The sequence below is a fragment of the Roseateles sp. GW821-FHT09H11 genome, assembly GCF_059415845.1.
Genome location: NZ_JBWKOA010000001.1, coordinates 1676171 through 1686630, shown reverse-complemented (window position 1 = coordinate 1686630; position 10460 = coordinate 1676171). Strand labels below are relative to the sequence as shown.

The window sequence follows — 10460 nt, the reverse complement described above, 5'->3', positions numbered from 1 at the left end:
TGAGCCTCAGTGGCTCGAACAAGTGTGGGTCAAGATTGGATGGAAACGGTGGGTCAGGATCGCGCGGGAATCAACAGCCTGATGGCAGATATCGGGCCCTTTGCTCAATTGTTGGTTCGGCACCGCGTGGCTTACGCCATCGGTTGGGCGGAGGACGAGCTTCCGTACGTCGTCATCACCAGTGGCTCGCGAGGTTTGGCGGACTCGGAGGCCATCAACCGCCTCTACGCAGCGCTGGAGCACAGCTTTGGGCCTCCGACCGGTGGCCGAGCGATGTGAGGACCGCATGCCGCTTTACGTTTTCTTGGACACCGAATTCGCGCCAGCGACGGACACCCAGGCGCCGGTCCTGCTGAGCGTGGGACTTTGCTCAGTGGCCGGCGACGAGTTTTACTGCGAGGTCGCGGCAGAGCTCGATCATGACCGGAGAGACGAGTTCATGCGGACGCAGGTGCTGCCGCAGCTGGCGGCTGCGCCAGGGCAGGCGGGGGCCTTCGTCGAAGTTGGCGAGCAGCTGATTCAGTGGATCGAGGCACTTGGCGCTGCAGAAGTGCAGGTCTGCTACGACTACCACCAGGACTTCGCCTTCATCGAGCAGTTGCTCGACGCTCAGGGGCGGGGCGTCAGATGTGCAGTGATTCCGACGCACGTGGGCTACCTAGTTGGCCAGCCCGAGGGGGATCGCGCCAGCGAGATGTGCTTCGACCAATTGAGGAGAGCACGCGGTCTGCGGCGTCACCATGCCCTAGCGGATGCGCTTGCTTTGCGGGCCAGGTTCCTGGCTGTGCATGGTGCGTGAGGTCGTAGAAGAGAGGGTGCGATGCTCGCGCGCGGCTTGGTTGGATGCTGCACGAGGCCGAGCTGCCGCGTTTTGAGGCAGAGAAGGTTTGTGCTTGAAGAATCAAGGACTTGACACTGCCCTGCATAGGCATCCAACAGAGTTGTGCACAGATGGCGGGGACAGATGACCGTAGTTCGGGCGGCAGCTACGATGCTCATCCACCGAACTCGAGGCTGCCACGATGGGAGAAGACCTGCTGGTTTCCGCCAAGATCGAGACCGAGGAACTTGCTGCAGGGCTGTGCCGAGCTGTTCTCGTTTTTGGACTGGAAGGTGACGTGAGCGAAAGGGAACCGCGCGTTCCTCTTGCGGGCGAGCACCCAACAGCGGACGAGGCGGTTGCCGCGGCGAAGAATGCAGTGAAGGCAATGGCGGAGGGGGGATGTCCTCGTAATAGACCTCCACGCTGGTCACGGTGGTTATGACCGCTGACCGCTCGAGAAGCATCGCAACCTCATCGCCGGCACGGAGCCGCTCTGTGGCAGAGTAGCGCGCGCGGGGCGGCGGACCTTCGCGAAGCGGCATCGGGCTTGACCTAACCCTGTGCTCGAATTCCACCACCATCACACTCTCACACTGCCTGACCAAAGGGCAGGTCGCCGCGCTACTTCCTCACCGAATGCGAGCCCGCTCCGCGGCCGACGACGACGAGTTCGACGCGGCTTACGACTCCCGCCTTGATGCTGATTCAGACGATTACATACGCTGAAATCAGATGAGGTCGCCGTCATCGAAATCGACCAGGGGGGCGGGCGGAGGCGAGGAGGGCATCTCAATGTGCAGCGCAGCCAGGGCTGCGGTTGCGCGGTCAGTTCCGAGCTTGAAGTAGTGCCTGTCGATCATCTGGATGCTGGTTCCGGCCAGCTTGGCCACGTTGCCTACGTCTAGGCCGGCCTGCACGAGGTCGGTGATGACGCTGTGCCGCACCGTATAGATGCTCGCTTCGGACGGCAACCCGGCCGCGATGACAGCCGCCTTGACGGGCTTTTTCCACCCATCTTTGGTCCATCGTTTTCCGTTTGCGCGAGGAAGTAGCAGCGCGTTCTTAGGTTTGCCTGCAGCCAGAGCTTCGAAGACCGCGAGTGTTGTTGGAGGCAGTGGGAGCAGTCGGCCGCTGCCCGCCTTGTCGCGCACGATCCGCAACCGTGCGTTCCTGACGCTCAGGTTGCGCACCCGCAGGCGAGCCAGCGCGCCAGGTCGCACAGGCAGCATCGACATCACATGCAGTAGCGGGCGTAGCTCAACACTTGCCGCGGCGATCAGTGCAGTGCGCTGTGCAAGGTTGAGCTCGATGTTGTGATGCCCGAGCTGGGAATCCTCGTCTTCTTCGTCATCGTTGTCGTCCAGATCGTCTTCCAGGTCAGCATCCTCGTCGTCGCTCTCAGACGGCTTGTTGCGCTTGGGCCTCGCCTTCACGAGCGGTTTCAGCTCCTCAATCCAGGCCTTGTCGGATGCGACGAGGTCCTTGCCCAGCGCGTAGTTCAGCGCTGCGCGAAGCGGCGTCAAGTCTCTGTTTGCGGTGTGGATGCTGCGAGCGCGGAACATTGGCTTCCGGTCGTCATAGTTGACTCTGACAGGCGTGGCGACCATCGTTTTTCGCCACTCTTCGACGTCAGTCCGGGTCAACTTCGCGAGCTGAATCTTGCCGATGGGTGCGGCGTCGACCCAGCGCCTGAAACGACCTTCGATGTCCGCCGCAGGCTCGCTTCCTTCGGTCTCAAGCTTGTGCTGCACGTAGGCCGCGCATGCTTGCTTGACGGTCACCGGGTCGACGCGGCCGACGCGGCCGACCGTCTTGAACCAAGCTTCCGCGGCCTTCTTTGCAGCCCCGAAGCGCTCATTGCGAGGTAGGTGGCCAAACTCCCCCAAGCTTTCCTTGATGGTCGTTTTCGTTCCCGGCTCCGTGTACTTGGCCCACCAGATTTCCGAGCCGGGCGTCATCTTCCGCATGCCCAGATGACACCCTGTGTCGAGCTTCTGCCAATACGGCGACTCGCGAACTTTAAGCTTGTCGCGAGCCGCAACCGTGGCCAAGTTGAGGTTGGTCAGCCGCGTCGCCTTCTGCTTAATTTCGGTAGAGATGGGCTTTACGGCCATTGACGCTCCAGATTGTGCGAAGTAACCATCGTGGCTCAGGGTGGTCTAAAGCTGGTCCAAACCTGGCTGCAACTGTTTGGACGATATTGGACCATTCTCCTATGAGAGATGGGTCCATGAAGGTCCAGGAAAGTCCATATTCCCTGCCTTCACACGGCAGGGGTCGCAGGTTCGAACCCTGCACCGCCCACCAGATCAACCCCGTCAACGCAAGTTGGCGGGGTTTTTTCTTGGCTGGTCATCAGGGATGAAGGTACTTCAGCATCCCGAACACGATGGACGTCGTCGCGCCGATCGTTGCGACCTGGCTTCCGATGATCCAGCGGACCAAGTCGCTTCGCATGTGCGACATCTCGCCTCGAACGTTGGCGATGTCGCCGCGGACGCTGGCGATGTCCTGCTTCAACTCTGCGCGGACGGTGGCAATCTCACCACGCACGAGGGCAATCTCCTGCCGCAGTTCAGCGCGCACCATGCCGACCTCGCTGCGAACGCCGGCGATCTGGGACTTCATCTCCGCCATTTCCGTCCTGACCGTATACATGTCGGAGTTCTTGGCCAGATGGGCTTGTTTGTCGTTCATGCGTTTCTCCAAGGCGCTGTCGATCGATTCAGCGGCGGTGTCGGCGTCCTGCTGCGAGGCGCCGACCTGACGGAATGCCTTGTGCAATGCGAGCTTCATTGAGCGGCTCCTTCGCGTTGTGTACTGCGTGTTCTTGGGTGGGGTGGGCAGCGATCATCCTGCGTTCACGGGGTCTCGTCTCTCGCACATTTCAGTCATTTCCGGGGGAGGCGCGGAGAGAATCGACGCATGTCTCCGCTGCTGCCGCCATCGCTCGTCGCCGTTCTTCCGCGCTGTCTGCAACTGGCGCGTCAGCCGCTGCCGGAGGGGCTCATTGCGCTGCGGCTCGGTGACGCCACGATCGGCCGTGTGCATCCGATGCGCCAGGTCTTGCTAGGCGAGGTCTGGCCTGAGTTGAAGCGCCGCGAGGGCGCGTTGTGCTGGGAGGCCGAGGCGCTCGATGTCGACGCCCGCTCCGAGCGCATCGGCGCCGTGGCGCTCGCGCTGAAGGCGCGCGGCGCCATTGCCGGCTGGCGCGGCGAACGCTACGCCTGCGAGCGGCCCGTCGAGGATCCCTGCTCCGAACGCGGCGAAGTGCTGTTCCGTCTGGAGCGCGCCGCCTTCCGCTTCTTCGGCCTGATGAGCCGCGCCGTCCACATCAATGGCTTCCTGCCGGGCGCGCGGCTCGTGTGCGGCCGACGCGCGCTGACGAAGGCGACCGATCCGGGCAAGCTCGACAACCTCGCCGCCGGTGGTCTGACCGCCGATGAAGACCTCGTCGATTGCGCGCGTCGTGAGCTGCTGGAAGAGGCCGGCGTGCCGATGGTCGTCAGCGCTTGCGTGCAAGCGCGCGGCGCCTTGCGCAGCACGCGCATGGAACCCGAAGGCCTGCACGACGAGGTGCTGCATGTCTTCAGCCTGCAGTTGCCCGCCGGCTTCTCGCCGCGCAACGGCGACGGCGAGGTCAGCGAGTTCCTGACGCTGGACCTGGAGACGCTCGCCCAACGACTCGCCGCGGGCGAGTTCAGCCACGACGCCGCCGCGGTCAGCGCCTTCGGTTTCCAGCATTCGCACGCGCTGGTCGATCTGCGCGCCTGATCGCCGTCCGAGGACGGACCAAGGCAGAAGCGGCTCGGCACAATCGCCGGGATGGATCAAGTCGATGCAGTGGTGATCGGGGCCGGTGTCGTCGGCCTCGCGGTCGGACGGGCGCTGGCGATGCGCGGACTGGAGACGCTGGTGCTCGAGCGCGAACTCGGCATCGGCACCGGCGTGAGTTCGCGCAACAGCGAAGTCATCCACGCCGGGCTCTACTACCCCACCGGCTCGCTGAGGGCGCGGCTGTGCGTGCGCGGCAAGCAGCTGCTCTACGCGCACTGCGAATCGCACGGCGTGCCGCACCAGCGTTGCGGCAAGCTCGTCGTCGCCACGTCGGCCGAACAACTGCCCGGCCTGCGCGCGTTGCAGGCGAACGCCGCCGCGAACGGGGTCGACGACCTGCGCTGGCTCACGCGCGAGGAGGCCCTCGCGCTCGAACCCCAACTGCAGTGCGAGGCCGCCTTGCTGTCGCCCTCGACCGGCATCGTCGACAGCCACGGGCTGATGCTCTCGCTGCAAGGCGATCTGGAGCGGCATGGCGGCGCGGTCGCCTTCGGCGCGGCGGTGACCGCGGTCCGTCGCGACGGTGCCGCGCACGTGGTCCACACCGACGACATGACGCTCGGCACCCGCATCGTGGTCAACGCGACGGGGCTGCGCGCCCCCTTGCTTGCCGCCGCGATCGAGGGCCTGCCGCCGCCACCCGTGGCGCGCTTCAGCAAGGGCTGCTACTTCGCGCTGCAGGGGCGGGCGCCGTTCTCGCGGCTCGTGTACCCGATGCCGCAGGACGCGTGGCTGGGCGTGCACCTGACCCTGGACCTCGGCGGCCAGGCGCGCTTCGGCCCCGATGCGCAATGGCTGGACGTCGCGAGCCCCGAAGACATCGACTACGCCGTCGATCCCGCCCGCGCCGACGTGTTCTACGACGACGTGCGCCGCTACTGGCCCGCGCTGCCGGATGGCGCGCTGCAGCCTGCCTACAGCGGCGTGCGGCCGAAGATCCATGGGCCGCACGAGCCTGCGCCCGATTTCCGTATCGACGGCCCCGCGCAGCACGGCGTGCCGGGACTGGTGAACCTGATGGGGATCGAGTCGCCCGGACTCACGAGTGCTTTGGCGATCGCCGAAGAGGTCGTTGCACGCAGCGGACTCGAATGAGTGCGCGGTCGATCAGGGACGGCAGTGCGTGAGGTTTGGACGCTTGCCGTCCGGGCCTCATGCACTGGCGGCCAAGCGCAGAGACTTGGCAGGTGGAATGACCCCCGCTTCAATCCGCCGGCACGCGCAGCGCGCGTTCCCGCTCCTTCGCGATGCGCGCGGCGAGGTCCGCCGCCGAGCCGCCCGTCGGCAGGTTGCTGACGTCGAGGATCTTCGAGCGGATCTCCGGCAGCCGCAGCGCCTCGTTGACGACGCTGTTGATCAATCGCAGCCGCTCCTCCGGCACGCCGCGCGGCGCGAAGAGCCCGAACGTCGAGACGAGGTTCGCGTCCGGAAAGCCGAGCTCGGCCAGCGTCGGCACGTCGGGCAGCACTGGTAGCCGGACCGGCGAGCCGATCGCCAGCGCCTTCAGCTTGCCCTGCCGCACGAACTGCAGCTGCTGCGACGCGACGTTGGAGGACAGCAGCTCGAACTGCCCGCCGATCGCATCGGTCAACTGCTGGCCGCCGCCCTTGTAGGGCACGTGGATGATGTCGACGCGCGCCGCGGCGCGCACCTGCGCCAGCACCATGTGCCCGACCGTCGCGTGGCCCGACGTCGCCCAGCGCAGGCGGCCCGGCGCCGCGCGCGCGGCGGCAAGCATCGCGGCGAAGTCTTTCGGTTTGAACGACGGATGCGCGAGCACCAGCACCGGCGTGTCCATGATGCTGACGACGGGGGCCACCTCGGGCGCCGTCGCGGAGGGGCCGGCGCCGGCCGGCGCGAACACCAGCGGCGAGATGGCGCAGTAGGCCAGCGTGTGGCCGTCCGGCGCCGCGCGCGCGAGCGACTCCAGCGCGGTCAGCCCGCCCGCGCCGGCGCGGTTCTCGACGATCACCGGCACCTTCAGCCGCGCGCTCATGTGCTGCGCGAGCGCGCGCGCGGTCTCGTCGCTGACGCCGCCGGGCGGGTAGGCGACGATCAGGTGGATCGGGCGCGTCGGCCAGGGCTCGCCCGCGACCTGCGCAAGACCTGGCACCGCCACCGCGCTCCACGCGGCGGCATTCAGCAACGCGCGCCTACGCATCGCGGTGCTCCATCGCGATGCGGCGGGCCAGCGCGAGGAAGGTCGCCGTCGGACCCTCCTGGTCATGCGAGCGATACGCGATCGTCAACGGCGCTTCCAGCCGCGCATGCTTCTCCAGGGGCCGGAACACGATCGAGTGCGCGTGCACGCCGCGCATCGACGCCGGCACCACCGTGATGCCGGCGCCGGCCGCCACCAGGTTGAGGTTCATCATCATCCGGTCGACCTCCACGAAGCTGCGCGGCTTGACGCCGTCGCGCTCGCACAGCGCCAGCAGATTGGCGTAGAGGCCGGGCGCCCCCGGGCGGCGGACGAGGATCAGGTCCTCGTCCTCGAGCTCCGCCAGCGGCACCGGCGTGGCCCCCGCGCGCGGCACCGTCGCGAGCCGGTGGTCCAGCGGCAGCGCCAGCAGCGCGGGCTCGGTCAACAGCGTCTCGAAGCTGACGCCTTCGGGCTGCGCGACCGGCACGCGCAGGAAGGCGCAGTGCAGCCGCGACTTCACGATCGATTCGATCAACCCGGCGGCATGGTTCTCGGTCATCGTCAGCGCGATGCCCGGGTGTTCGCCGCGGCAGGCGCGCAGCACCGCTGGCGTGTACGCATGTGCCGCCGCCGAACTGGTGAACCCGATCGCCAGCAGCCCGTGCTGCCCGCCGGCCAGCCGGTCCATGCGGTCGCGCATGTCGTTGTAATCGCGCAGCAACCGTCGCGCTTCGTCCAGGAACTGACGACCGCCGTCGGTCAGGCTCACGCCCTTCGGATGGCGGTGCAGCAGGGCGATGCCCAGCTCCTGTTCCAGCGTCTTGATCTGCTGGCTCAGCGGCGGCTGCTGCATCCCGAGCAGCGCCGCCGCGCGCGTCATGTGGCCGGTCTCCGCGACCGTCACGAAGTAGCGCAGATGTCGAAGGTCCATGTCTGCGTTGTCTCCTGGTCCTCGGGCTCGCCGTCGCCCTGCCATGCGCAAAGCTACGTACGTCCCATATTCAAAACGTCTCGGACTCTGCGGATCAGTGTATTTGACGCTATGGAGGCCGGTCACTAAGGTCCGGCCCGGATACCTACTACAACCAAACGGAGACAACGTTGATGAAGACGAAACGACAGTCGAGGAACGCGTGGAACGCAGCCAGGACCCTGGTCCTGGCTGCCACCGCGGTGGGAGCGGCCAGCGGCGCGCAGGCGCAGAGCGGCAGCAGCGTGCAGGTGTTCGGCCTGCTCGACATCGGCGTGCAGGCGCTGAAGGCCAGTGGCAGCGACACCCGCTACTTCGTGAACAGCGACGGCAACACGTCCAGCCGCTTCGGCGTGCGCGGCACGGAAGACCTGGGCGGCGGGCTGAAGGTCGGCTTCTGGCTGGAGTCGGCGGTGGCCGTCGACGACGGCACCAGCGGCGCGACCAGCACCAACAACAAGGACTCGGTCAGCGGCGGCCTGACCTGGGGTCGCCGCGCGACCGTCCAGATCTCCTCGGCCGACTGGGGCGAACTGCGCCTGGGCCGCGACTACGTGCCGTCCTTCGGCAACCTGACCACGTCCATGCATCCGTTCGGGACGAACGGCGTGGGCAGCTCCGGGATCATGTACTACCCGGCGCCCGCCAACGGCACGACGGCGCGCACCAACGTGCGGGCGTCCAACTCGATCGGCTACTTCACGCCGTCGGGCCTCAACGGCTTCTACGGCCACGCGATGCTGGCGCTGGGCGAGCAGGGCGCGGGTCCGACGCACAAGGACGGCCAGTTGACCGGCGTGCGCATCGGCTGGCGCAACGAGACCTTCAACGGCTCGGCGGCGATCTCCAAGACGCGTTATGCCACCGGCGACTACACGCAGAGCAACGTGGGCATGGCCTACACCTGGGGGCCGGCCAAGCTGATGGCGCTGTGGGGCCGCAACGAGGTCGGCATCACCAGCACGACCGCGACGATGCTGGGCACCCAGTGGCAGGTGTGGCCGCAGGGTGAGCTGCGCTTCGCCTACACCTGGCTGAAGGCGAAGAACGTCGCCAGCGACGCGACGCACATCGCGATCGGCTACGTGCATGACCTGTCCAAGCGGACGGCGCTCTACACCAACGTCGCCAAGGTGGACAACAAGGGCCGCGGCACGCGCTTCAACGTCGGTCTGGCGACGACGCAGCCCGGGGGCGACAGCGGCGGCTTCGAGGCCGGCGTGCGCCACAACTTCTGACCCTCGCTTCAACCAGCAGCAACGAAGGAGCACGACCATGTCGAACAGCATGCTCTCCACCACGTCATGGCGGTCGTCCCGGCAGTCCTCGGGGCGGCCATCGCGGCGGTCCTCGAACCTGGCCGGCGCGGTCGCGCTCGCCTTCGCGGCGCTGGGCGCCTGCGTGCCGCTGGGCGCGCAGGCGGAAGCGACCAAGATCCTCTTCGTCGGCAACAGCTACACCTTCGGACGCGTCGATCCGGTGATGAGCTACAACGCCGCCAACGTCCACGACCTGACGGCGGCGATGTACGCCAGCAACCCGAGCGGCGCCAACAGCTTCGAGCCCCATCCGTGGGGCGGCGTCGCCGGCATCTTCAAGCAGTTCACCGTGCAGGTCGGGCTGGACTACGACGTCTCGATCTCGGCGCGCAATGCGGCCTCGCTGCGCGGGCAGTTCCTCAACACCAACAACGCCGGCTGGGACCTGCGGGGCAACATCGGCTCGCAGGCCTGGGACAAGGTGGTGCTGCAGGAGCAGAGCGACGAGCCGCTGACCAAGCAGCCGGGCCTGGCCTCCAATCCGGCCTACTTCAACACGTACACCAACCTGATCGAGAACTGGATTCATCAAGGCAACGCGCTCAGCTACCGCGAGCGCGACCTGATCGGCGGCACGAACGCCAAGTGCGCGGAGATCACCGGCGCGTCGACGGGGACCTGCTCGCTGCTGCGCAACGTGCCGGCGAACGCCCATGCCAACGCGAACGCCGACGTGTACCTCTACCAGACCTGGGCGCGGCCCAACCTGGTCAACGCGCCCAGCACGACGGTCACCGACGAGAACACCGGCGAGGTCATCCCGACGGGGCAGCCTGCGCCGTCCTTCTACCCGTCGCTGCAGGCGATGACCGACGACCTGAAGCAGGCGTACACCGCGGCGGCGCTGATGGCGGGCGCGGACGGTTCGGGCGGCATCGCCGGCGTCGCGCCGGTGGGCGAGGCCTTCATGCGCGCGATCGCGGCGGGTGTCGCGACGCCCGACATGTACGCGTCGACGGCGGCGACGGACGGCCTGCTCGACCTGTGGTTCGACGACGGCACCCATGCAAGCAAGTACGGCTCCTACCTGAGCGCGCTGACGCTGTTCGGCACGATCACGGGGCTGGATCCGGCGGTGCTGGGCCTGAACGAGATCGCCGCGCGCGACCTCGGCATCAGCGCGGCCGACGCGCTGCTGCTGCAGCGCGTGGCGAGCGACCAACTCGGTTTCGCCGCGGCGGTGCCGGAGCCGGCGTCGTTCGCGCTGGCGGGGCTGGGCCTGGGCCTGCTGTGGATGCTGCGTCGACGTCGCGCGGCGGCGTCGGCCGCGGCGCCTTTGATGGCCACCAGGCCCACCGCGCTCGCGCCCGGCGGCGCGGCGGCCTGACTGCAATGATCCGAAGGGAGAAGAGGATGACGATGAAGCGG

Annotated in this window: 9 protein-coding genes; 5 read left to right on the top strand and 4 right to left on the bottom strand. The window is 67.2% G+C overall.

The window, feature by feature from the left end; all coding sequences use genetic code 11:
• Positions 1-286 precede the first annotated feature (286 nt).
• Entirely contained in the window at positions 287-799 is a 513-nt protein-coding gene (locus AC07PR_RS07095) for a hypothetical protein (protein WP_495134828.1), read from the top strand.
• A 752-nt stretch (positions 800-1551) separates the two neighbouring features.
• Here the strand turns inward: AC07PR_RS07095 and AC07PR_RS07090 are convergent.
• Together AC07PR_RS07090 and AC07PR_RS07085 are read right to left on the bottom strand one after the other, a co-directional pair.
• Entirely contained in the window at positions 1552-2937 is a 1386-nt protein-coding gene (locus AC07PR_RS07090) for a tyrosine-type recombinase/integrase (RefSeq protein WP_495134827.1), read from the bottom strand.
• A gap of 241 nt (positions 2938-3178) precedes the next feature.
• A complete protein-coding gene (locus tag AC07PR_RS07085) occupies positions 3179-3619 on the bottom strand; it encodes a hypothetical protein (RefSeq protein ID WP_377156110.1) in 441 nt (146 codons plus the stop codon).
• 129 nt (positions 3620-3748) lie between these two features.
• On the opposite strand from AC07PR_RS07085, the gene AC07PR_RS07080 reads away from it, so the two are divergent.
• Both AC07PR_RS07080 and AC07PR_RS07075 read left to right on the top strand, forming a co-directional pair.
• The gene (locus tag AC07PR_RS07080) at positions 3749-4597 is read left to right on the top strand and encodes an NUDIX hydrolase (protein ID WP_495134826.1); all 849 of its coding nucleotides are present in this window, start codon (positions 3749-3751) and stop codon (positions 4595-4597) included.
• 51 nt (positions 4598-4648) lie between these two features.
• Positions 4649-5755: an NAD(P)/FAD-dependent oxidoreductase gene (locus tag AC07PR_RS07075; RefSeq protein ID WP_495134825.1), complete on the top strand. Its 1107-nt coding sequence runs from the start codon at positions 4649-4651 to the stop codon at positions 5753-5755.
• A 109-nt stretch (positions 5756-5864) separates the two neighbouring features.
• On the opposite strand, the gene AC07PR_RS07070 is transcribed toward AC07PR_RS07075, so the two are convergent.
• Both AC07PR_RS07070 and AC07PR_RS07065 read right to left on the bottom strand, forming a co-directional pair.
• Positions 5865-6821, bottom strand: a complete 957-nt coding sequence (locus AC07PR_RS07070) for a Bug family tripartite tricarboxylate transporter substrate binding protein (protein WP_495134824.1) — start codon at positions 6819-6821, stop codon at positions 5865-5867.
• Complete coding sequence (locus AC07PR_RS07065) at positions 6814-7734, bottom strand: LysR family transcriptional regulator (protein ID WP_483105740.1); 921 nt, start codon at positions 7732-7734, stop codon at positions 6814-6816. The genes AC07PR_RS07070 and AC07PR_RS07065 overlap by 8 nt, the downstream gene beginning before the upstream one ends.
• Before the next feature lie 173 nt (positions 7735-7907).
• On the opposite strand from AC07PR_RS07065, the gene AC07PR_RS07060 reads away from it, so the two are divergent.
• Positions 7908-9011, top strand: a complete 1104-nt coding sequence (locus tag AC07PR_RS07060; protein WP_495134823.1) for a porin — start codon at positions 7908-7910, stop codon at positions 9009-9011.
• 37 nt (positions 9012-9048) lie between these two features.
• Positions 9049-10419: a PEP-CTERM sorting domain-containing protein gene (locus AC07PR_RS07055; protein ID WP_495134822.1), complete on the top strand. Its 1371-nt coding sequence runs from the start codon at positions 9049-9051 to the stop codon at positions 10417-10419.
• The last annotated feature ends 41 nt before the right edge of the window (positions 10420-10460 follow it).